We start from the raw sequence: 22,134 nt of genomic DNA on the forward strand, positions 1-22,134 counted from the left end.
TGCAGCGGCTGGAGAGCGAGGGCGTGCTTGCCGGCTACAGCGCCCAGGTGGATCCGGAGGCGGTGGGGCTGGGGCTGCAGGCGTTTGTGCGCGTGCAGCTGACCCGGCACGAGAGCGATGTGATCGAGCGTTTCGTGGAGCGGGTGAACGGCTGGGACGAGGTGGTCGCCTGCTATGCCCTTACCGGCGACATGGATTATCTGATGCATGTGTACGTGGCCGACCTGCAGCACTTCTCGCGCTTCCTGCTGGACCGGCTGCTCAATGCCTCGGGCGTGGCCGACGTCAACTCCAGTTTCGTGCTGCGCACGGTAAAACGTTCAGCCGCGCTGCCGCTCAGCCAGCTCGAACGGTGATACGAACGGCTGCCGGCACACTGTCATTAACGTTAAACTAATGGGCTGATGAGTATCGACGCCGTTTCCACCCCCGATCGCCATGCGCTGCGCCCGTTGCGCTATCTGTGGCGCGTGCCGCTGCTGCTGGTGCACGTGGTGCTGGGCATCCTGCTGTGCGGATGCATCCTCACCTGGAACCGCAAAGCGGTCATGCAGGACGGCCGCGAGCCGTTCACGCATCGCATGATCCGCCTATGGTCCACCGGGCTGATGCGCATCTTCGGGCTGCGCTCCGTACGCATTGGACAGCCCTTGCCGGATGCGGTGCTGTTCGTCGCCAACCACACCTCCTGGATCGACATCGAACTGCTGCACAGCCAGCGCGCCGCGTGCTTCGTGGCCAAGGCCGAAATCGCCAGCTGGCCGCTGGTCGGCTGGCTGGCGGCCAGTGGCGGCACGATCTTTCATCGGCGCGGCAGCAACCATTCGCTCGCGGCGGTGATGCAGGTGATGGTCGAGCGCATGCGCAGCGGCCGTTCGGTGGCGGTGTTTCCCGAAGGCGGCACCGGCCACAACGGTGTGCTGAAAGTGTTTCATGCGCGCATCTTCCAGGCCGCGCTCGATGCCCAGGTGCCGGTGCAGCCGGTGGCTTTGCGCTTTGTGCGCGATGGCCGGCGGCAGATCGACGCGGGCTTCCGCGACAACGAAAACTTCTTGCAGAACTTCCTGCGCATGCTCGGCGGCCCGGCGATGGATGCCGAGGTGCATTTCCTCGAACCGGTAGCCGCCAGCCCGGAGGGACGGCGCCGCATGGCCGATCTTTCGCGCGAACGCATCGCCGCGGCGCTCGAGGACCGTCCAGCATGATCTTGCCGCAAGGACGCGACTTTCATCCGCCCTGGCCGCTGACCAGCGGCCACATCCAAACCATGCTGTCCTCCAGCGGCGTGCGGCGCCAGTTTCTGCCGCGCCGTGCCTACCGCGTGCTGGACGGTGCGCAGACGGTGATGGTGGATGGCGGCGAAGGCATTCGCCTCACCGGTTCGTTCACCGCGCAAACCGCGCAGCCCGTTTCGCGCGGCCTGGCGGTGTTGTTCCACGGTTGGGAAGGCAGCGTCGATTCCACCTACGTGCTGCAAACCGGCAGCCGCCTGCTCGAAGACGGCTGGGATATTTTCCGCCTCAATTTTCGCGATCACGGCCAGAGTCACGGCCTCAACGAAGCGCTGTTCCACTCTTGCCGGATCGATGAAGTGGTGCACGCATTAGGCGACATCGCGCAGCGCTGGCCGTCGCGCGCCATGGCGCTGGCGGGCTTTTCGCTGGGCGGCAATTTCGCCTTGCGCGTGGCGATGCAGGCGCCGGCACACGGCATTGCGCTGAACTACGTGCTGGCGGTGTGCCCGATCATCGATCCCAGCGAAGGCCTTTTTTCGCTGGAAGAATCCGCGCCGTGGTTCTACCAGGCGTACTTCATGAACAAGTGGCGGCGCTCGTTGCGCGCCAAGCAGAAAGCGTTCCCGGAAATCCAGTATTTCGAATTGCAGGAGCTCAAGCAGAATCTGCGCGGGCTGACCGAAGCGCTGGTCTTGCGGCATACCGATTTCGGTTCGCTGGAAGCGTATCTGGACGGCTATTCGGTGGCCGGCAATGCCCTTGAAGCCATGCAGATTCCGGCCACCATCCTCACGGCGCGCGATGATCCGGTGATTCCCGTCACCGCGTTCGAAAAGCTGCAATTGCCGAGCAATGTGGAACTGGACATCGCCACCTACGGCGGTCACTGCGGCTTCATCGGCGGCTGGGACATGACCAGCTTCTGCGACGAATACATCGCGGCGCGCTTCAACGCGATCGCCGAAGGGCAGTCTCCGCATCCAGCTTGACCCGTGGCCGTCATGCCTACTCTAACTGGCGCCATACCCCTCATTGCCGTCATGCCCGCGAAAGCGGGCATCCATCTTGTCCTGATGCATCCATGGAACATGGATGCCCGCTTTCGCGGGCATGACGACAGAGAGGGCGGGCATGACGCAGTGAGGGTGGGTATGACGCAATGAGGACGGGCGTGCCGTAGTGAGGGCGAGCATGACGGCAGTGAGGTTTGTGGAATAAACAGCCGTTCCCTAAGGCTGTGACTATATGCACGGTGACTTCCTGCAGTCGGAGTTCGTAGCAGCACGGGCATAAGCTCCGCGCACCTCTGAACGAACGTCGCCGGGAGCCGTCATGAAACGTCGCACCGCCGTTTTGCCCGTTTTGGTGTCATTGGCCCTATCCACGACATGCTTCGCTGCCCATCCACCGCAGGATGGCGATCTCCTCACAGCGGGCGAACATCCGGGCTGCGAGCACATCGATGCAAAAGCGTGTGTCGAGCAGGCCATTGCGGCGATGGGCGGCAGGTCGCGGCTCGAAGGTATTCACAGCCTTCACTACGATGCGATGGGACACACGGTGCTGGCCGAGCAGTCGTACCGGCAGCAGCCGTTCATCACCTCCTACGAGCGCGACAACGTCACCATCGACTTCGACAAACAGCGTTTGCTCAATGACGAGCAGCTCACCTGGCCGGAAGCCGATCCGCACACCGAAAGCGTCGAACTCACCCTGATCGCGACGCCGCAAGGCATCGTGCTGCACGGCAAGCATGGCGACCTGCCGGCGTCGCTGGCGGATCGGGATGCCAGCCGCGACATGCTGGCGCTGGAACCGGAACGTCTGTTGCTCAACGCGGCGGCCGCCGGCGATTTGCATTACGTTGCATCGCAGTGGCTGCGCGCCACGCCGCACAGCGTGGTCCAGTTCACCTGGCAAGGTACGCCCATACGCGTGTTGCTCAATGCCACCAATCATCTGCCCGATGCGCTGGAGCGCACGAGTGTCTTCAATGATTTCTGGTTTGCCTGGGGCGACGTCGAGCAGCGCATCTATTTCGACAACTGGCATCTCGTGCAAGGCATGCTCTTTCCCACCAATCGCATCGACCGGCGCAACGGACTGTGGTTTGCGTCCACCCAGTTGCTCGATCCGGTCTTCAATGCCGAGGTGGACGACAAGGCATTCGCGCTGGATCCGGCGGTAGCCGCCAAGAGCGCGCAAGCCAAAGGTTGGAACCGCGTTTTCAGCGACCGACAGCGCGTGCAGCTGGCGCCGGGTATCGAGCTTTATCAGGGTGCATGGAACACCACGCTGATCAAACAGGACGATGGCGTGCTGGTACTGGAGGCGCCGATCTCGCCCGGTTATGTAAAGGGCATTCTCGCCAAGGTGCACAGCGAATATCCGGGCGTGCCGGTCAAAGCCGTGCTCAGTACCTCCGATTCGTGGCCGCACATGGCCGGCGTCAGACAAGTCGTTGCGGACGGTGTGCCGGTGTATGTGCTCGATCTCAACCGGCCGTTGCTCGATCGCCTGGTGCATGCGCCGCACCGCCTGCAGCCGGACGATCTGCAGACTCACCCCATGCCGGCGCACTGGATGACCGTGGCCGATCGCGTGGTGCTGGGCCAAGGCGCCAATCAGGTGGTGCTCTATCCTCTGCGCGGCGCATCGACCGAACGCCAGTACATGGTGTATTTCCCGCAGCAAAAACTGCTCTACGCCAGCGACACGTTGGCTTTGAACCCCGACCACAGCCTGTACGACCCGGAACTGATGTACGAAGTGGCGCAAGCCGTCGCGCGCGAACACCTCAAGGTCGACACGGTGTATGCCATGCACGAAGGGCCGACGCCGTGGACCGCGGTCCAGCAACAGCTGGCCAAGGCGATGTCGACGGCCAGTCCCAACGCCGCGGGCTGACGGTCGAGGAGCTGTCACGACCGGATCATTGATCGCGCGTTACAGTCGCGCAGACAGGCGCCGGCTTGCGCCGGCGCGGGCCTGCCCCAAACTGTCGAGTTTTCATGGCGTCACGGAGATCCCCATGCAGCTACGCAGCGATAACTTCCAGCACGGCACACCCATTCCTCCCGACCTCGCGTTCGGCAAGCCGGGCCATCCGGTGGCGCTGTCGACCAACGTAAGCCCACACCTGGCATGGAAAGATGCGCCGGCCGGCACGCAGTCGTTCGTGCTCACCTGCATCGACACCGACGTGCCGAGCAAGCCCGATGACGTCAACAAGGAAGGCCGCGTGGTGCCTGCCGATTTGCCGCGCGTGGAATTCGCGCACTGGCTGATGGCCAACATTCCCGCCGAGTGCGGCGAGCTGGCCGAAGGCGCGTGCAGCGAGGACATCACGCCGCGCGGAAAAAAACAGCCGTACGGCCCACCCGGCAGCGTGCAAGGCGTCAACTCCTACACCGATTGGTTCAGTGGCGATGTGCAGATGGAAGGCACTTACCTGGGTTATGACGGCCCATGCCCGCCGTGGAACGATTCGCTGGTGCATCACTACCATTTCAGCGTCTACGCGCTGGATACACCGCGCCTGCCGCTGGATGAGGGTTTTTCGCTGGAAGAGCTGCGCGCGGCGATGGCCGGGCACGTCCTGGCGCAAGCGCAGCTCACCGGCACCTACAGCCTCAATCCCAGCGTGCCGGCCTGAAACGGGAACCGCGGCTTTAGATGTGCCAGACCGTTCCCTCCCCTGCGCGCAGGGGAGGGAGCTATCCCGGCAGATTGAATTTCAAGGCAAATTCAGCCTTCTGCGGCGAGCGCTCTGACAGCAATCTTCACGCCAACACAGCACGCTGTATGGCACATGGAACCAAGGGCCGCGACCGGATGCCCGTCGATTCCCGTGGAGCGCCGCCATGTTGCACTACGCCTTGGTCTTCCTGGTCATCGCCATCATCGCCGCCCTGCTCGGTTTTACCGGCGTTGCCGGTACCGCCGCGTGGATTGCGAAAGTGTTGTTCGTGCTGTTTCTGATCCTTGCCGTGATCGCTTTTTTCCGGCGGACTGGCTGAATGGCACGACTTTTTCGTTCAGCCTGCAAGGCGGCAAACCGCTAGAGTGAACACCTCAAGCCAATGGAGAACGTCATGAACAAAGAAGTCCAGGCGCAAGACGGCAGCATGCATGAGAACCGCGTGCACGAGCGCATCGACCAAGGTGCCGAACGCATCAAGCAGGCAACCTCTGACGCCGTGGCCAGCAGCAAGGATAAATTCGATCGTGCGGCCGACCGCGTCGAAGAGCGCGTGCACAGCGCCACCGACAAGGCCGCGAACGCCGCCAACCGCGCCAGCGACAAAGTCAGCGATGCCGCCGAGCGCGGCCGTGCCGCGTACGACCAGGCGCGCGATCGCGCCGACGAATGGCTGGAGGAAGTGCGCGAATACGTGCGTGAAAAACCGGTCCAGGCGGTGGCCATTGCGCTGGGCGCCGGCTGGCTGCTCGGCCGTATCCTCCGTCGCTGAGTTTGAACCTAGGCACGGAGGCGGGTAATGCACGATTCCGTGCACGAAAACGAAACGTCAGCAGAGCAGCCGGAGCCGACCGGCCACGCCCCCCCGAGCGGGCTGCTGGATGACCTCACGCGCTTGGCGCGCGCGGTGCGCGACCTGTTCGGCGCGCAGTTGCACCTGCTGGCCGCGGAGCTTGGACTGGCGCGCAGCGCCGTCTCCTGGCTGCTGGCCGCCGGCCTGGCCGCCACCATCGCGGGGGTGGGTCTGGGTCTCACGTTGCTGGGTCTGATCGGTTTGCTGCTGGCCAAATGGCTCAGCTCGTGGATCCTCGCCTTCGCGGTGCTCGCGGTACTGGAAGTCGTGTGGCTAGTGGGAGCGGTCGTGTTGTTCCGGCGCTGCATGCACTGGATGAGCTTGCCGGGTACGCGGCAGGAGTGGCGTGCGATCATGCGTGACACGCTGCACCGCGCCGAGCGCGACATCGGCACAGACGAGGGGGAGGTCTGACATGAGCCTGTTCAAGCAACTGGAGCGCGTGCGCCACGCGCGCGAACGCGTGGCCCGGCATCGCGGCGAAATGGCCGCACCGGCCGCGGCCCTGTTGGAACGCGGCTATCGCCATCCGCTCACCACGGTGGGCGCGGCCGCCGGCGCCGGACTCGTGCTCGGCAGCCTCGGGGTCAGCCCGTTGCGTGTGCCGGGACTGGTGTCGACCGTAGGTGCGGGACTGGCGGAAATCGTGGCGCACGGCACGCGCCTCATCGCTGAAATGGGCATGGACGAGGGCTACGACGGCAGCGACAGCGACACGCCATGACCGCCGTCGAACCCACGGCGTTGCCGGCGGTGACATCGGCCGATAGTCCAGCGCGTGATACACCAGCGCCACCTTCGACCAGCCTGACGCACCAAATGAAAGCCACCACCCGCGGCGTCAACCGCCTGCGTGGCCATCTGCGCAGCATCCGCATGTCGTTCACCGCCTTGCTGATACTGGCGCTGCTTTACACCGTCACGCTGGTCAAAGGCCTGATCATTCCGCTGGTGCTGGCCGCGTTCATCGGTCTGGCGCTCAACCCCATCGTGGCGCGCGGCACGCGCCATCACATTCCGCGCTGGCTTGGCGCGAGCGTGCTGATGCTCACCTTGATGGCCGGCATCGGCACCGGCATCAGCATGCTTACCCAGCCTGCGCTGGGCTGGTTGCACAGTGCGCCGTCGCAGATTCGCAGTTTCATTCCCAAGCTCGAACACATCACGCGACCGCTCGAAGCCGCCGGCCGTGCGACGCAAACCCTGGTCAACGGCCATCCCACGCGGCCGGATGCGACGCAAAATGCCGGCGATGTCGCGATCAGCGTGTGGGATGTACTGGCCAACGCGCCGAAGGTGCTGGCGGCGGTGCTCACCGTAGTGCTGCTGGTGTACTTCTTCCTCGTCTACGGCGACCTGATCTTGCGCCGCCTGGTGGAGATCGCGCCGAACTTCGGCTACAAGCGCCACGCCGTCAGCATCGTGCGTGGCATTCAGACGGAAGTCTCGCGTTACATCCTCACCACCGTGGTGATCAACGTATCGTTGGGCGTGATCACGGCCGGCATGCTTTATCTGCTGCACATGCCCGATCCGGTGCTGTGGGGCGCGGTGGCGATGATCGCCAATTTCATTCCTTATGTCGGCGCGATCGTCACGACGGCCACGCTGTTGTTCGTCGGCCTGATTCATTACGACGCACTGGGGAACGCCTTGCTGCCCGCGTTCTGCTTCGCGTGTCTGACGGCATTCGAGGGCAACCTGATCACGCCGATGATCCTTGGACGACGCATGCGCGTCAGCCCGATCGCCATTCTTATCTGGCTGCTGGTCTGGGGTTGGCTATGGGGCGTGCCGGGCGCGCTGCTGGCCGTGCCGATGCTTACCAGCACGAAGCTGATTGCGGAGCGGGTACGCGGGTGGGAATGGTTTGCGCGGATGGTGCAGCGCTGATTGGCATCACTTGCCGCAGATCTCGCGCTCGTCATTCCGGCCTGGGCCGGAATGACGATTAGGTAAGACTAACGATTACGGTACTTGGGCTACTTGCGAGCAATGGTTGTCGCCGCACGCCTGCCAGCCGCCACCAAGCGCCTTGTACAACGCCACGGCGCGCGTATCGATGGCGCTCTCCGATTGCGCCAGCGCATCCTCCGCCGACAACTGCACGCGTTCGGCATCCAGCAACTCCAGATAGCCGGTCGCACCTTCCTGGTAACGCACGCGCGCCAGATCGGCGGCGCGGCGGCTTTCCTGTGCCTGCACGATCAACTGCTCGACCCGTGCGTGTTCGGCGTTGTAATTGACCACCGCGTTATCCACGTCCTCCACTGCCAGCAGCACCGCGCGCTGGTAATTGGCTTGCGCGGCATCGGCGCGCGCCTCGCTGGCGTGCAGGTTCGAACGCACGCGTTCGACGTTCAAGCCGTTCCAGGTGATGGTGGGCATGAACGAGAACGCACGCGAGGCCGGGCCGCCGAAGTCATTGCTGCGTCCGGCCAGGAAACCGACGAAACCGCCGAGCGTGATATGCGGGAAAAAGTCCGCCTTGGCCACGCCGATGCGCGCGGTGGCCGCCGCATACTCGCGTTCGGCGATGCGCACGTCGGGCCGGCGCGACAGGGCGTCGCCGGCATCGCCGACCGGCAGCGCCGTCGACACCGGCTTGAACGTCGCCGGTGACACATCGACATCCAGCTCGCCCGGCCGCTCGCCCAGCAGCACCGCCAGGCGATAGGTGTACCCGCGCGCCTGCGCATCCAGCACCGGCAATTGCGCTTTGGCCGCGCTGAGCTGTGCACTGGCGCTGGCCACGTCCTGTTCGGAGGCGGTGCCGATCTGTGCGCGGGCGCTGATCAGCTTCAATGTATCGGCCTGGTTGGCAATGTTGCGCTCGGCAATCGCCAGCCGCTGCTGGGTACCGCGCAGTTCGAAATAATTGCGCGCCACTTCGGCAAACAAGCTCACCTGCGCATCGCGCAATGACGCCTCGCTCGCCTGAGTATCCGCACGCGCCGCCTCCACCGAGCGGCGAATGCCGCCGAAGACGTCGATTTCCCACGACGCATCGAAGCCGGCCTGATAGGTATCGATCGGAATGCGCTGCGTGGTGAAGCCAGGCTGTTGCTCGAACGCGCGGCTATAGGACGCGCCGGCGTCGATCGTGGGAATCTGGTCCGACTTCGCCGTGCCCAGCAGTGCGCGCGATTCGGCCAGCCGCGCCTGCGCAATCGCCAGGTCGAGGCTACCCTTGGCCGCGTGCTCAATCAGTGCATCAAGAGCAGGATCGTTGAACTGCTTCCACCACGCAGCCTGGAACTGCGTGTTGCTTTCCCATTGCGCGTCGATGCCCTGCAGCGTCGCCGACGGCGTGTGCGGTGTCTTGTAGTCCGGCCCCACGCTGGCACATCCGGCCAGCGCGAGTGCGGCGAACAAGGCGGTATTACGTAGCAAACGGATCATCTCAATGGCCCTCCAAAGCGGGCAAGTTGGATGCGTGCTGCTTCTTGCGCGCTTCGCGGCGTTCCACCACGGCGCGGATCAGCACGTAGAACAGCGGGGTATAGATCAAGCCGAAAATGGTCACGCCCAACATGCCGGAGAACACCGCCACGCCCATCGCGTGACGCATCTCCGCGCCAGCGCCGTGCGAGGTCACCAGCGGCACCACGCCCATGATGAAGGCGATCGACGTCATCAGGATCGGGCGCAGACGCAGGCGGGCCGCTTCCAGCACCGCATCGTGGCGCGACATGCCTTCATGCTGGCGCTCGCGTGCGAACTCCACGATCAGGATGGCGTTCTTGCACGCCAGGCCCACCAAGACGATCAAACCGATCTGCGTGAAGATGTTGTTGTCGCCACCGGTGAGCCACACGCCGGTCAGCGCCGACAGCACGCTCATCGGCACGATCAGGATCACCGCCAGCGGCAGCGACCAGCTTTCGTACAGCGAGGACAGCACCAGGAACACCAGCAGCACGCACAACGGGAACACCAGCACGGCGGTGTTGCCGGCGAGAATCTGCTGATAGGTGAGATCGGTCCATTCGTAGCTCATGCCATTGGGCAGATTGTCCTGCGCCAGTTTCTCCATCGCCGCCTGCGCCTGGCCCGAACTGAAGCCGGGGGCGGGGCCGCCGTTGATCTCGGCCGTGATGTAGCCGTTGTAGTGCTGTACGCGTTCCAATCCCGCCGAACGCTGCACCGTCACGAACGAACCCAGCGGCACCATCTCGCCGTTGGCGCTGCGCGTCTTCAGCTGCAGGATGTTCTGCGGCTCGTGGCGAAAGGCCGGCTCGGCCGAAACGTTGACCTGATAGATGCGGCCGAAACGGTTGAAGTCGTTCACGTACAGCGAACCCAGGTATGCCTGCAAGGTTTCGTCGACATCACCCAGATCCACGCCTTCGGCTTTCGCCTTTTCGCGGTCCACGTTCGCATCGATCTGCGGCACGCTCACCTGATAGCTGGAAAACAGGCCAGCCAAGGCGGGTACCTGCTGGCTCTTCGCGATCAGATTCTGGGTCTGCTTGTACAGCTCGTCGAAACCCAGCTGCCCGCGATCCTCGACCTGGATACGGAAACCGCCGATGGTGCCCAGGCCCTGTACAGGCGGCGGCGGGAACGTGGCGATGTACGCATCCTGGATGGTCGCGAACTTCTGGTTCAATGCGGCGGCAATCGCACCCGCCGAGAGCGACGGATCGCGACGCTCATCGAACGGTTTGAGCGTTTCGAACACGATGCCGGAGTTGGTGGCATTGGTGAAGCCGTTGATCGACAGGCCCGGGAATGCCACCGCGCTTTGCACGCCCGGTTGCTTCAAGGCCATCTCCGACATGCGGCGGATCACATCTTCCGTGCGATCCAGCGAAGCGGCATCCGGCAATTGCGCGAACGACACCAGGTATTGCTGGTCCTGCTGCGGCACGAAACCCATCGGCACATGGCTGAAGCCCAGCCACGCCAGGCCGATCAAGCCGGCATACACCACCAGCGCTGCCGGACCCTTGCCGACAATGCGGTTCACGCCACCGACATAAGCATCCGCACTGCGATGGAAGAAGCGATTGAAGGGTCGGAAGAGCCAGCCCAATCCCTTGTCCATCAGCAGCGCCAGTCGATCCTTCGGCGCGTCATGCCCTTTCAGCAGCACGGCGGCCAGCGCGGGGCTCAGGCTCAGCGAATTGAAGGCCGAGATCACCGTGGAGATCGCGATCGTCAGCGCGAACTGGCGATAGAACTGGCCGGTAAGGCCGCTGATGAAAGCCGTGGGCACGAACACCGCGCACAACACCAGTGCGGTCGCGATGATCGGACCGGTGACTTCGTTCATCGCGCGTCGTGTCGCTTCCTTGGGCGCGTGGCCGAGCTCGATGTTGCGCTCGACGTTTTCCACCACCACGATCGCGTCGTCCACCACGATGCCGATCGCCAGCACCAAGCCGAACAGCGATAGCGCGTTGAGCGAAAAGCCGACCAGATACATGATCGCGAACGTGCCGATCAGCGATACCGGCACGGCCACCAGCGGAATGATCGATGCGCGCCAGGTCTGCAGGAACAGGATCACCACCAGCACGACCAGGAAGATCGCTTCCAGCAAGGTGTGCGCCACCGCTTCGATCGAGCCGCGCACGAACACGGTCGGGTCGTAGACGATGCTGTATTGCACACCTTGCGGAAAGTCCTTTTTCAAGTTCGCCATGGTGGCGCGCACTTCGTCGGAGATCTGGATGGCATTGGAACCGGGCCGCGCGAAGATCGGAATCGCCACCGCCGGCTGGTTGTTGAGCAGGCTGCGCAGCGCGTACTGGTTGGAGCCCAGTTCCACCCGCGCCACGTCGCGCAGATGCACCACGCTGCCGTCCGCATCGGTACGCACGATGATGTTGTTGAAATCATCCACCGTGCTCAGGCGTCCCTGCGTTTGCACGTTGAGCTGGAAATCCGTATTGCCCGGCACCGGCGGCGCATTCAGCGCACCGGCCGCCACGGCCACGTTCTGCTCCTGGATCGCATGCACGATGTCGCTGGTGGTCATGCTGCGCTGGGCCAGCTTATTGGGGTCCAGCCACACGCGCATGCTGTATTCGCCGGCGCCGAAAATCTGCACATCGCCCACGCCATCCAGGCGGGCGAGCGTGTCCTTCACGTGCAGGCGCGCGTAGTTGGACAGGTACAGCATGTCGTAGCGCTTATCCGGCGAGGTAAGGTGCACCACCATGGTCAGGTCGGGCGAGCTTTTCTGCGTGGTGACACCCAGCCGCTGCACTTCCTCGGGCAGACGCGGCAGCGCCTGCGATACGCGGTTTTGCACTTCCACCTGCGCATTGTTCAGATCAGTGCCGAGCGCGAAGGTGACGGTCAAGGTCATCTGGCCGTCGCTGGTGGCCTGCGAGGACGAATACAACATGCCCTCGACGCCGTTGATCTGTTCCTCCAGCGGCGTGGCGACGGTTTCGCCGATCACCTCGGGGCTGGCGCCGGGATAATTGGCGCGCACCACGACGGTGGGCGGCACCACTTCGGGATATTCGCTGATCGGCAGCTTGAACACCGCGATGCTGCCGGCGATCACGAAGATCAGCGAAAGCACCGCGGCCATGATCGGCCGGTCGACGAAAAACTGTGCGATGTTTTTCATGGTTAATCTCTCGAAAGCGATAAAACCGCAGCAATGGTTGTTGCCTCTCCCCCTGCGGGCAGGCGGAGCTTGGAAGGGGTGGCGCTTTTACCTGGTGCGCGGGCTCGACCCCATCGCTGCCTTCCCCGCTGCACGGGGAAAGGCAGCGGCCAGGCTCAGCCTTGCGGGTGTTTCTGCGCCGTGTTGCCGGTCTGCGCGGTGCGTGTGTCTTGCTGGCCGCTCGGATCGGCCGCGGCGGCATCCACCAGCGCCTTGTCTTCAGGCGAGAGGCGTGCATCCATCGCGACCTGCGTGGCGTTGACTTCGGCGCCGGGCCGCACGTGCTGCAAGCCGTTGATCACCACCACGTCGCCGGGATTAAGTCCGCTCTCGATCACCCGCAGGCCGTGAAACAGCGCACCGGTGTCGACCTTGTGGTACTGCACCTTGTGCTGGGCATCCACCACATAAACGAACTGGTTGCTCAGGTCCGTGCCGATGGCGCGGTCGTCCACCAGCAGGCGCTGGCGCGGCTGGCCGCTCTGCAGGCGCACATGCGCATACAGGCCGGGGGTGAGCAGGCCGTCTTCATCGTCGAACACCGCGCGCAGGCGCATCGTGCCCGAGCCTACGCGCAGCTGGTTGTCGACGAAGTCGATGCGTCCGACGTGCGGATAGCCTTGCTCGTCGGCCAGGCCCATGGTCGCCTCGATGCGCGGGGCGCGGCCGCTGCGGGCGGCATCGCGGCGCAGGCGATCGAGCTTGAGCCAGGTCTGCTCATCGACGTCGAAGTACACGTAGATGGGATTGACCGAGACCACGCTGGTCAACACGTCCGAACTGCTTACCAGGTTGCCCGGCATGATGCGGGCGTTGCTGACGTGGCCGTCGATCGGCGCGCGCACCTGGGTCCAGTCGAGGTTGAGCCGGGCATTGGCCAGCGCCGCGGTGGCGGCGGCCAAGGTGGCGGCGGCACTTTGCTCGCCGGTGACCATGCTGTCGGCGTCTTCCTGCGAGATCGCGTGCTGGGCCAGCAGGCGCCGGGCGCGGGCGGCATTGGCCTGGGCCAGCCCGAGCTGGGCCTGAGCCTGGGCGCGGTTGGCGGTGAGGCGGTCGACCTCGGCCTGGAACGGGCGCGGGTCGATGCGGAACAGCACATCGCCCTGGTGCACCAAAGCGCCTTCCTTGAACTGCACCGCGTCCACATAACCGCCCACGCGCGGGCGCACCTGCACGGTATCGACCGCCTGCAGCTGGCCGGTGAAATCGGCGCTGTCGCTGATCGGGCGCAGCATGGCCTGGGCGACGGTGACTTCGGGCAGGCCGCCGCCGGCGTTGGCCGACTGCGCCTGAGCGCCGCCGTGGTGGCTTAAAAGAGCCCAACTGCCGGCGATCGCTACCACGACAAGGCCGGCCAGGATGGTTTTCTTAAACATCGTTTCGCTCCCTGGAGATGATCGTGCGGCAGTGCAGCACGGTGAGGGAAACGAATAATGGGTGTACTATCTAGCACAGAAAATGCGTTCGTTGCGCAAGCCACTCCTGACAGCCAGTCACGAATCGAGTCAAAATCGAAGCTATGGAAGACTTTTCCGCCATATCCGCCTTCGTCCGCGTGGTCGAAGCGAAGAGTTTTGCCAGCGCCGCCGCGCAACTGGGCATGACCCCTTCCGGGGTCAGCCGCGCGGTCTCCCGGCTGGAAGAGCAACTCGGGGCCCGGCTGCTGTTCCGTTCCACCCGGTCGCTACGTTTGACCGACGATGGGGCCTCGTTCTATGCACGTTGCAAGGAAATCCTTGCCGATCTCACCGAGGCCACCGAGGCGCTGGGCTACGCCAATCGCAAGCCGAAGGGCAAGTTGCGGGTTGGGATGACCGTCTCGGTGGGCCGCGCGGCCATCATCCCCCAGCTCAGCGATTTCGAGCGCCGCTACCCCGATATCCGCCTCGAGCTGATGATGTGCGACTACCCTTACGACCTTAACGAGGAAGGGGTCGATTGCGCCATCCGCATGGGTGAGTTGGAGGATTCCAGCCTGATCGCGCGCAAGATCGGCTATTTCAAGAACGTGCTGCTGGCCTCTCCCGAATACCTGCAAAAGTACGGCGCGCCGGCCAGCATCGAGGATCTGAAGAACCACCGCTGCATCAACTATGTCTACGCCAACGGCCGCCCGCGCCAGTGGCAGTTCGATACGCCCGGCGGACGCGTCGAAGTGGACATCGACGCGCATATGCTGATCAACGACGGCGAATCGGTCATCCAGGCCGCGGTCGCGGGCTTGGGCATCATCCAGGCACCGCACGTGCTGGCCGCCTGCATGCTGGACCTGGGCAAGCTGGAGCCGGTAATGACCGACGTCACCTCCACCGGCAAGTCGGTGTGGATCGTCTATCCGCAGAAGAAACACCTGTCCGCGCGCGTGCAGGCTTTTATCGAGTGGGCGCGCGAGCTGTTCGAGCGTCCGTTCGAATCGATGGGGCACGTGGCGCCGCCGGTGGTCGAAGCGTTCCGCCCGGCCGGGCGGGAGAAGCAGCGTTCGCGCGCGCAGTAACGACCCTCACGCGCCGGGCGGCGTCAGCCACAACAAGGCCGCGCCCAGCGCGATGCGATACAGCGCGAACCCGGTGAAGCGGTGCGTGCGAATGTAGCCGAGCAGCCATTTCACGGCGATAAAAGCCACGATCAGCGACACCGCGAAGCCAACCATGAGCGCGCGCCAGTCTTCGTGCGCGGCGCTGCCGTGCTTGAGCATGCTCAGCAACGCATAGCCGGTCGCCGCATACATGGTTGGGATGCCGACCAGGAACGAAAACTCGGCCGCGGCCGAACGGTTGCTGGTACCGGCGAGCATCGCCGTGAAAATCGTGGCGCCCGAACGCGAGGTGCCCGGGAACACGCCGGCCACAATTTGCGCAATGCCGACCAGGATCGCCACGCGCCACGTCACCGCCGTGCGATCGGTCTGGCGCGCTGCGATCGCCTCGGCTGCCAGGATCCAGAAACCGCCGATCAGCAGCGCCCACGCGATCGGCGTGATCGTCTCGGGCAATTTGAAGCCGTAGTGCGTCACCAGCGCGCCCAGCAGGCAGGTGATCGCGAACGCAGCCATCAGCTTGAGCAGATAGTCACGCTGGCCGGGTTGGCGCCACTGGGTCAGCAACTGCCCGATGCGCTTGCGGTAAATCAGCGTGATCGCCAGGATCGCGCCGGCTTGGATGCCCACATTGAACAGGTCCGAGCGCGCGCCCAGCCCGAACTTCTCCGCCATCAACAGGTGGCCGGTGCTGGAGATCGGCAGAAACTCGGTCACGCCTTCGATGATGCCCAGCAGGGCGACGCGGATCAGGTCGGGCATGGCAGGGCCTCCGGCGAGTTGAGTGCTGCCGCGTGCAGTCGGACACGAAACGGCATAGCTTAGGTGGAATGATCGACCCGCCGAGGTGGGCACGGGTGGACGGCAGGCTATGAAAAGTTGCACCATCGCGAAGCAATGTGCGTTACAAAATGGTGCATCGCAGGCTCCTCCCCGCGCGACATTGAAGCTCAAGCTATTGATGTAAAAACACTTTGCAACTTGGTACGGCGCTTGCAGGCAAGCACGCGCGATCCACATCCTGACCCCGAGGTTTCTCCATGTCCGCCAAGAAAGTACTCGACCTGATCCAAGAACATGACGTCGAGTTCGTCGACCTGCGTTTTGCCGACATGCTCGGCAAGCACCACCACGTGACCTTCCCCGCCCACGCCATCGACGAGTCCACTTTCGAGGACGGCAAGATGTTCGACGGCTCCTCGATCTCCGGCTGGAAGGGCATCAACGAGTCGGACATGGTGCTGATGCCCGATCCGGCCACCGCCTACCTCGATCCGTTCAGCGGCCACACCCAGCTGGTGCTGCATTGCGACGTGCTGGAGCCGAGCACCATGCAGGCCTACGGCCGCGATCCGCGTTCCATCGCCAAGCGCGCCGAGGCGTTTCTCAAATCCACCGGCGTCGCCGACACCGCGTTCTTCGGTCCGGAGCCGGAATTCTTCATTTTCGATTCGGTGCGCTGGCAGAACGACATGGGCCGCGTGTTCTACGAAATCGAATCGCAGGAAGCGGCGTGGAGTTCGCGCTTCAAGTACGACGAAGGCAACAGCGGCCATCGTCCGGGCGTGAAAGGCGGCTATTTCCCGGTCAGCCCGGTGGACTCGCTCGGCGACCTGCGTGCGGACATGTGCAAGGTGCTCCAATCGCTTGGCCAGGTGGTGGAAGTGCATCACCATGAAGTGGCCAACGCCGGCCAGTGCGAAATCGGCACCCGCTTCAACACGCTGGTGCAGAAGGCCGACGAGCTGATGACCATGAAGTACGTCATCAAGAACGTGGCGCACCAGAACGGCAAGACCGTCACCTTCATGCCCAAGCCGATCGTCGGCGACAACGGCAGCGGCATGCACGTGCACCAGTCCTTGAGCAAGGACGGCAAGAACCTGTTCTCCGGCGATCTCTACGGCGGCCTGTCGCAGACCGCGCTGTGGTACATCGGCGGCATCTTCAAGCATGCCAAGGCGATCAACGCGTTCGCCAACTCCACCACCAACAGCTACAAGCGCCTGGTGCCGGGCTTCGAAGCGCCGGTGATGCTGGCCTACTCCGCGCGCAACCGCTCGGCGAGCTGCCGCATTCCGTTTGTGTCCAACCCCAAGGGTCGCCGCATCGAAGTGCGCTTCCCCGATCCGATGCAGTCGGGCTACCTCACCTTCACCGCGCTGATGATGGCGGGCCTGGACGGCATCCTGAACAAGATCGACCCGGGTGCGCCGGCCGACAAGGATCTCTACGATCTGCCGCCGGAAGAAGAGAAGAACATCCCGCAGGTGTGCTCCAGCCTCGACGCCGCGCTGGAAGCGCTGGACAAGGATCGCGACTTCCTCAAGGCCGGCGGCGTGTTCACCGACGACTTCATCGATGCCTACATCGAACTGAAGATGCAGGAAGTGACGCGCTATCGCGCCAGTACGCATCCGCTGGAATTCCAGATGTATTACGCGATCTGACGGCGGTTGCATGGCAAGCGTGCACAACGACGGGCGCCTGGGCGCCCGTTGTTGTTTGCATATCCTGCCGGCACAGCTTGTTGCGTGCGCATCCTTTTCGCCGCATGCCGGCGAGGGGCGAGTGGAAGACCGCGGTGCGCACGCCGTGGCGAGTCCTCGCCACATGTCTGTCATCTACGCTGTTTAGGGTGGGTACGATGACTCACCCCTTCCACGCCAGCGGGCCGCCGATGGCCCGCCGCCGCATGCTTGCCGCCGCCATGCGCCGCGGATCGCGGGACCGCCAATGACACTGACGCGGCGCCGATTCCTGCACGCCACCGGCGGCCTGCTCGGCGCGAGCGCGTTCGCCGGCTTCTGGCGCCCCGCCATGGCGCAGATGAAGATGCCGATGCGTGCGATGGCGCCGACGCTGGCCGCGCCCAACGTACCGCTGATCAATCCCACTTCGCTGGCGCGCTTCGTCGATCCGCTGCCGGTGCCGCCGATCGCGCGCGCGCGGGGAAAGCGTGCCGATCCGCTGCATCATGGCAAAGAGCTTGCCTACTACCGCATGGAAATGCGCGCGTTCAAGGCAAAATTGCATCGCGACATCCCCGCCACGCCCTTGTGGGGCTACGAGGGCATGTTCCCTGGGCCGACATTGGAAACGCACCGCGACGAGCCGCTACTGGTCGAGTGGGTGAACGCGCTGCCGGAAAAGCACTTCCTGCCGATCGATCATCACGTCCACGGCGCGGAACGCGATAAACCCGAGGTGCGGGTGGTGACGCACGTGCATGGCGCGCGCGCGCCGGCCAATGCCGATGGTTATCCGGAAGACTGGTACGTGCCGGGCCGCTCGGCGTTGTATCGCTACCCCAACAGCCAGGATGCGGCAACGCTGTGGTATCACGATCACGCCATGGGCATCACCCGGCTCAACATCTATGCGGGCCTTGCCGGCGCGTTCATCGTGCGCGACGCGCATGAACAAGCGCTGGGCCTGCCCGCGGGCGACTACGACATACCGCTGATCCTGTGCGACCGGCTGGTCGCGCAAGACGGCCAGCTGTATTACCCGGTGTCGAACGATCCGGACGCGCCGTGGGTCATGCAATGCAACGGTAATCTGGCGCTGTGCAACGGCAAGATCTTTCCGTATCTGGACGTGGAGCCGCGCCGCTACCGTTTTCGCCTGATCAATGTGGCCAATACGAGTTTCTTCGACCTGTCGCTGTCGCAGGACCAGGCGTTCCAGCAGATCGGCACCGACCAAGGCCTGTTGCCCGTGCCGATCGAACGCGCACGCGTGGAGCTCTATCCGGCCGAACGCGCCGATGTGATTATCGATTTCTCCAAGCTCGCGGGCAAAACCGTGCTGCTTCGCCACCAGTCGCAGGGCATCGTGGAATTTCGCGTGCGCCGTCATGGCGGACCCGACGCCTCGGTGCTGCCGGCGACGTTGCGCGAGGTGCCCCGCATCGATCCGGCCCGCGCCGCGCGAGCGCGCATCCTTACCTTGAACGAACTCGACGACGCCAACGGCAACGCACTGGTGATGTTGCTGGACGGCAAGCGCTGGTCCGATCCGATCTCGGAAAATCCGCGCCAGGACTCGCTGGAGACCTGGAGCTTCGTCAATCTCAGCGGCGATGCGCATCCGGTCCATCTGCATCTGGTGCGTTTCCAGCTCATCGACCGGCGCCCGTTCGACCTGTTCGCCTGGAACGCCCATCGCACGTTGACCTTCACCGGCCCCGCGCAGGTGCCCGAACCGCATGAGATGGGCTGGAAGGACACCGTGCGCGCCGATCCGGGCATGGTGACGCGCATCGCCATGCGCTTCGAGGGCGAGCCGGGCCGTTATGTGTGGCACTGCCATTTCCTCGAACACGAGGACAACGAAATGATGCGTCCTTACGAGGTTTTGGCCGCCCAGACGTAAATACGGCGTCAAGTTGAAGTAGTGCGCCCGATCACGCTTGTCGCAGGACGGTCATCGTGCGATGACGGCGTGTCGCGTTGCTGCCAACGCCGCGTCATGTAACAGGGCCACACTTGCGGGCGGTCCGCGAGAGACGGCGACGACACGCGTCTGCGCGGACTGTAATCAGGGGGATTACGCGATGCAGGCTCTCTTTGGGATCGCCAGCAGGAGACACCAGTCATGCCCACGAAGTTTGACCGTACCCGGTTGAAGCCGTTTCTGTTTGGGGCGCTCGTGACCAGCCTTGTCGGACTGGCCAACGCGCAAACCACCAATCCACCCAATGACGCGAGTTTCCGCGCCAACGTGCCGAACTCGGCGACGACGCCCGCCAGCGGCCAGTCCGGCGGCACCATTACGCTGTATAGCCCCAATACAGGTAAAGACAATAGCAACCGCACGCGCACGCCCATCAAGCACGTCATCCTGCTGATCGGTGAAAACCGCACCTTCGATCACGTCTTCGGCACCTATCGGCCGCCGGCCGGGCAGACGGTGTACAACCTGCTTTCCGAAGGCATCGTCAACGCCGACGGCACGCCGGGCCCGAACGTGGCCAAGGCCGAGCAATGGCAGGCAAGCCAGACCGGCGATTACACCCCATCGCCCACCCGCACCAGCGCGTATACGCAGCTGCCCCAGATGAACACCGGTGGCGCGCCGACGCAGCCGTATCTGTCATCGGCCGCGCAGGCCGAGGCGATCGAGCCGGGCCTGCCCACGGCCGACTATCCCGAACTCGCCGAAGGCGGCACGGGCCTGCCCAATGACGCGGTCGATACGCGCTTCCCGTCCACGCTGGCCAACGCGCCGGTCAACATGCACGCGTCGATCAGCTACAACGACTACGCCAACAGTCCCGTGCATCGCTTCTTCCAGATGTGGCAGCAGCTGGACTGCAACGTCAGCCAAGCCACCCGCGCCAACCCCAGCGGTTGCCGCGCCGACCTGTTCCCGTGGGTGGAAGTGACCATGGGCGCGGGCAACAACGGCGCCACGCAGCCGGCCGGTTTCACGGATGAAAGCACGGGCGAAGGCTCCACCTCGATGCAGTTCCTGAACATGGCGCAGGGCGATGCGCCGTATCTGAAGCAACTTGCCCAGCAGTTCGCGCTGAGCGACAACTTCCACCAGTCGGTGATGGGCGGCACGGGCGCCAATCACATCATGCTGGGCTTCGGCGACGCGATCTATTACGCCGATGCCAACGGCAATCCCGCGGTGCCGCCGAGCAACCAGATCGAAAACCCCAACACGCAATCGGGCACCAACAACTGGTGGGTGCAGGACGGCTACAGCGGCGGCTCCTACGTCAACTGCGCGGACGATACCCAACCGGGCGTCGGCGCGGTGCGCAGCTATCTTAAGAGCCTGCCGTACCGCACTTTCCGCGGCACCGATTGCAAATCCGGGGCGTATTACCTGGTCAACAACTACAACCCCGGCTACCTGGGCGACGGCACGCCCGCGCCGCTGGGCGCCAACCAGTTCACCATCCCGCCGGTAACGCAGCAAAACCTCGCGCTGCTGCTGACGCGCCATAACGTAAGCTGGAAGTATTACGGCGAAGGCTGGTCCAACGGCACCGAAGACGGCGAAGCCGGTACCTTTTGCAACATCTGCGATCCGTTCCTGTATTCCAAGCAGATCATGACCAACCCGACTCTGCGCGCGAATAACCAGGACATCAACAACCTCTACAGCGACATCCAGAACGGCACCCTGCCGGCGGTGGCCATCGCCAAGCCGGACGGACTGCTGGACGGCCACCCGGCTTCGTCCAAGCTGGAGCTGTTCGAGGGCTACGTGCAGAAAATCGTGCAGATGGTCCAGGCCAACCCGCAGCTGTGGAACAACACGGCGGTGATGATCACCTTCGACGAAGGCGGCGGTTACTACGATTCGGGCTACGTGCAGCCGATCGACTTCTTCGGCGACGGCACGCGCATCCCGCTGCTGGTGGTGTCCAAGTATTCGCAGGGCGGCCGCGTGGTGCACACGTACTATGACCACGTGTCGTTCGACAAATTCGTCGAAGCGAACTGGGGCATCGACGAGACGATCTCCCGTCGCAGCCGCGACAACCTGCCCAACCCGATCCAGTTCGGCAACAACCCCTACGTCCCGGTCAACGCGCCGGCCATCGGGGACCTGATGGACATGTTCGACTTCCGCGGATGGAACCCGGACGTCAACGTGGCTGCAACACAAAACTGAGTATGCTGATCCAATGCCCCGCCCGCGCAGGTGGGCGGGGCATCCGCTTTGTGCTGATGGGAACGATGAAGACGATGAGTTTGCTTGCGCATCCCGCCGCTCGCTGGCACCGCTGGTCCAACCCGATCGCCGCACTGGTGCTGCTTGGCGCGTCCGGCAGTTTCAGCCCTCGTACCCATGCCGATCCCGGCGATTTCCAGGCCATGCCGGGTCTGTGGAAAATCACCCTGCACACGCTTAAAGACGGGCGTGCCGGCCCGGCTACGGTGCAATGGAAGTGCCTGTACGACGGCGGCGATCCATGGGCCACCTTCGTCGATGCGATGGTGCCCGGCGAGCACTGCACACGCAGCGGCGAACACCGCACCAGCACGGCGCTGGCCTGGACCGTGGACTGCGGCGGCCAGCCGGCGGCCGGCAACGGCCGTATCCAGCTCGATTCGCCCAAGCACTACACCGGTGACGTGACGCTGGACGGACACGACGTACTGCAAGTGGAAGGCAAGCGCTACGCCGCCTGCACCAGCCCCAGCGATTGAAGGCGCT

The 22,134-nt window shown here is 64.1% G+C and carries 19 protein-coding genes; 15 read left to right on the forward strand and 4 right to left on the reverse strand.

Annotated features, from left to right (window positions below):
* The 10 genes from VME63_RS06075 to VME63_RS06120 all read left to right on the forward strand — a co-directional run.
* Positions 1 to 356 (forward strand): Lrp/AsnC family transcriptional regulator (locus tag VME63_RS06075; RefSeq protein ID WP_325431299.1); only part of this gene is annotated, 356 nt, incomplete at its 5' end.
* Between the two features lie 48 nt (positions 357 to 404).
* On the forward strand, positions 405 to 1,205 hold the full coding sequence (locus VME63_RS06080) for a lysophospholipid acyltransferase family protein (protein ID WP_325431301.1): 801 nt from the start codon (positions 405 to 407) through the stop codon (positions 1,203 to 1,205).
* Positions 1,202 to 2,224, forward strand: coding sequence for a YheT family hydrolase (locus VME63_RS06085; protein ID WP_325431303.1), 1,023 nt, complete (start codon positions 1,202 to 1,204; stop codon positions 2,222 to 2,224). The genes VME63_RS06080 and VME63_RS06085 overlap by 4 nt, the downstream gene beginning before the upstream one ends.
* Before the next feature lie 343 nt (positions 2,225 to 2,567).
* Positions 2,568 to 4,142, forward strand: coding sequence for a hypothetical protein (locus VME63_RS06090; RefSeq protein WP_325431305.1), 1,575 nt, complete (start codon positions 2,568 to 2,570; stop codon positions 4,140 to 4,142).
* A 124-nt stretch (positions 4,143 to 4,266) separates the two neighbouring features.
* Positions 4,267 to 4,890, forward strand: a complete 624-nt coding sequence (locus VME63_RS06095) for a YbhB/YbcL family Raf kinase inhibitor-like protein (protein WP_325431307.1) — start codon at positions 4,267 to 4,269, stop codon at positions 4,888 to 4,890.
* Positions 4,891 to 5,098: 208 nt separating this feature from the next.
* The gene (locus VME63_RS06100; RefSeq protein ID WP_325431309.1) at positions 5,099 to 5,254 is read left to right on the forward strand and encodes a DUF1328 domain-containing protein; all 156 of its coding nucleotides are present in this window, start codon (positions 5,099 to 5,101) and stop codon (positions 5,252 to 5,254) included.
* Positions 5,255 to 5,329: 75 nt separating this feature from the next.
* Positions 5,330 to 5,707, forward strand: coding sequence for a hypothetical protein (locus VME63_RS06105; protein WP_325431311.1), 378 nt, complete (start codon positions 5,330 to 5,332; stop codon positions 5,705 to 5,707).
* Positions 5,708 to 5,734: 27 nt separating this feature from the next.
* Positions 5,735 to 6,202: an ABC transporter ATP-binding protein gene (locus VME63_RS06110; RefSeq protein ID WP_325431313.1), complete on the forward strand. Its 468-nt coding sequence runs from the start codon at positions 5,735 to 5,737 to the stop codon at positions 6,200 to 6,202.
* A 1-nt stretch (position 6,203) separates the two neighbouring features.
* Entirely contained in the window at positions 6,204 to 6,512 is a 309-nt protein-coding gene (locus VME63_RS06115) for a hypothetical protein (RefSeq protein WP_325431315.1), read from the forward strand.
* Between the two features lie 95 nt (positions 6,513 to 6,607).
* The gene (locus VME63_RS06120) at positions 6,608 to 7,681 is read left to right on the forward strand and encodes an AI-2E family transporter (protein ID WP_325431317.1); all 1,074 of its coding nucleotides are present in this window, start codon (positions 6,608 to 6,610) and stop codon (positions 7,679 to 7,681) included.
* Positions 7,682 to 7,756: 75 nt separating this feature from the next.
* On the opposite strand, the gene VME63_RS06125 is transcribed toward VME63_RS06120, so the two are convergent.
* The 3 genes from VME63_RS06125 to VME63_RS06135 form a co-directional block, all read right to left on the reverse strand.
* On the reverse strand, positions 7,757 to 9,190 hold the full coding sequence (locus VME63_RS06125; protein ID WP_325431319.1) for an efflux transporter outer membrane subunit: 1,434 nt from the start codon (positions 9,188 to 9,190) through the stop codon (positions 7,757 to 7,759).
* Position 9,191: 1 nt separating this feature from the next.
* Positions 9,192 to 12,377 (reverse strand): efflux RND transporter permease subunit, encoded by a 3,186-nt coding sequence (locus VME63_RS06130; RefSeq protein ID WP_325431321.1) that lies wholly within the window; start codon positions 12,375 to 12,377, stop codon positions 9,192 to 9,194.
* A gap of 155 nt (positions 12,378 to 12,532) precedes the next feature.
* Positions 12,533 to 13,792, reverse strand: coding sequence for an efflux RND transporter periplasmic adaptor subunit (locus VME63_RS06135; RefSeq protein ID WP_325431324.1), 1,260 nt, complete (start codon positions 13,790 to 13,792; stop codon positions 12,533 to 12,535).
* Between the two features lie 143 nt (positions 13,793 to 13,935).
* Here VME63_RS06135 and VME63_RS06140 point away from each other — a divergent pair, with 143 nt between their 5' ends.
* Complete coding sequence (locus VME63_RS06140; protein ID WP_325431326.1) at positions 13,936 to 14,910, forward strand: LysR family transcriptional regulator; 975 nt, start codon at positions 13,936 to 13,938, stop codon at positions 14,908 to 14,910.
* 6 nt (positions 14,911 to 14,916) lie between these two features.
* Here VME63_RS06140 and VME63_RS06145 read toward each other — a convergent pair whose 3' ends face one another.
* Positions 14,917 to 15,714, reverse strand: a complete 798-nt coding sequence (locus VME63_RS06145) for an undecaprenyl-diphosphate phosphatase (protein ID WP_325431328.1) — start codon at positions 15,712 to 15,714, stop codon at positions 14,917 to 14,919.
* Positions 15,715 to 15,992: 278 nt separating this feature from the next.
* Here VME63_RS06145 and glnA point away from each other — a divergent pair, with 278 nt between their 5' ends.
* From glnA to VME63_RS06165, 4 genes are all read left to right on the forward strand, one after another.
* Positions 15,993 to 17,402, forward strand: coding sequence for a type I glutamate--ammonia ligase (gene glnA, locus VME63_RS06150; RefSeq protein ID WP_325431331.1), 1,410 nt, complete (start codon positions 15,993 to 15,995; stop codon positions 17,400 to 17,402).
* Between the two features lie 286 nt (positions 17,403 to 17,688).
* Positions 17,689 to 19,329, forward strand: a complete 1,641-nt coding sequence (locus VME63_RS06155; RefSeq protein WP_325431333.1) for a multicopper oxidase family protein — start codon at positions 17,689 to 17,691, stop codon at positions 19,327 to 19,329.
* Positions 19,330 to 19,551: 222 nt separating this feature from the next.
* Positions 19,552 to 21,588 (forward strand): alkaline phosphatase family protein, encoded by a 2,037-nt coding sequence (locus tag VME63_RS06160; protein ID WP_325431335.1) that lies wholly within the window; start codon positions 19,552 to 19,554, stop codon positions 21,586 to 21,588.
* Between the two features lie 74 nt (positions 21,589 to 21,662).
* On the forward strand, positions 21,663 to 22,127 hold the full coding sequence (locus VME63_RS06165; protein WP_325431337.1) for a hypothetical protein: 465 nt from the start codon (positions 21,663 to 21,665) through the stop codon (positions 22,125 to 22,127).
* Positions 22,128 to 22,134 lie beyond the last annotated feature (7 nt).

It is taken from the genome of Dyella sp. (assembly GCF_035503745.1).
Taxonomy (GTDB): Bacteria; Pseudomonadota; Gammaproteobacteria; order Xanthomonadales; family Rhodanobacteraceae; genus Dyella_B.

Excerpts from the sequence above, each read along its gene's own strand:
- VME63_RS06160 (WP_325431335.1), top strand. The coding sequence starts at position 19,552 with ATGCCCACGAAGTTTGACCGTACCCGGTTGAAGCCGTTTCTGTTTGGG.
- VME63_RS06120 (WP_325431317.1), top strand. The coding sequence starts at position 6,608 with ATGAAAGCCACCACCCGCGGCGTCAACCGCCTGCGTGGCCATCTGCGC.
- VME63_RS06110 (WP_325431313.1), top strand. The coding sequence starts at position 5,735 with ATGCACGATTCCGTGCACGAAAACGAAACGTCAGCAGAGCAGCCGGAG.
- VME63_RS06155 (WP_325431333.1), top strand. The coding sequence starts at position 17,689 with ATGACACTGACGCGGCGCCGATTCCTGCACGCCACCGGCGGCCTGCTC.
- VME63_RS06080 (WP_325431301.1), top strand. The coding sequence starts at position 405 with ATGAGTATCGACGCCGTTTCCACCCCCGATCGCCATGCGCTGCGCCCG.
- VME63_RS06130 (WP_325431321.1), bottom strand. The coding sequence starts at position 12,377 with ATGAAAAACATCGCACAGTTTTTCGTCGACCGGCCGATCATGGCCGCG.
- VME63_RS06085 (WP_325431303.1), top strand. The coding sequence starts at position 1,202 with ATGATCTTGCCGCAAGGACGCGACTTTCATCCGCCCTGGCCGCTGACC.
- VME63_RS06115 (WP_325431315.1), top strand. The coding sequence starts at position 6,204 with ATGAGCCTGTTCAAGCAACTGGAGCGCGTGCGCCACGCGCGCGAACGC.
- VME63_RS06090 (WP_325431305.1), top strand. The coding sequence starts at position 2,568 with ATGAAACGTCGCACCGCCGTTTTGCCCGTTTTGGTGTCATTGGCCCTA.
- VME63_RS06165 (WP_325431337.1), top strand. The coding sequence starts at position 21,663 with ATGAGTTTGCTTGCGCATCCCGCCGCTCGCTGGCACCGCTGGTCCAAC.
- VME63_RS06125 (WP_325431319.1), bottom strand. The coding sequence starts at position 9,190 with ATGATCCGTTTGCTACGTAATACCGCCTTGTTCGCCGCACTCGCGCTG.
- VME63_RS06135 (WP_325431324.1), bottom strand. The coding sequence starts at position 13,792 with ATGTTTAAGAAAACCATCCTGGCCGGCCTTGTCGTGGTAGCGATCGCC.
- VME63_RS06095 (WP_325431307.1), top strand. The coding sequence starts at position 4,267 with ATGCAGCTACGCAGCGATAACTTCCAGCACGGCACACCCATTCCTCCC.
- VME63_RS06140 (WP_325431326.1), top strand. The coding sequence starts at position 13,936 with ATGGAAGACTTTTCCGCCATATCCGCCTTCGTCCGCGTGGTCGAAGCG.
- VME63_RS06145 (WP_325431328.1), bottom strand. The coding sequence starts at position 15,714 with ATGCCCGACCTGATCCGCGTCGCCCTGCTGGGCATCATCGAAGGCGTG.
- VME63_RS06105 (WP_325431311.1), top strand. The coding sequence starts at position 5,330 with ATGAACAAAGAAGTCCAGGCGCAAGACGGCAGCATGCATGAGAACCGC.
- VME63_RS06100 (WP_325431309.1), top strand. The coding sequence starts at position 5,099 with ATGTTGCACTACGCCTTGGTCTTCCTGGTCATCGCCATCATCGCCGCC.
- glnA (WP_325431331.1), top strand. The coding sequence starts at position 15,993 with ATGTCCGCCAAGAAAGTACTCGACCTGATCCAAGAACATGACGTCGAG.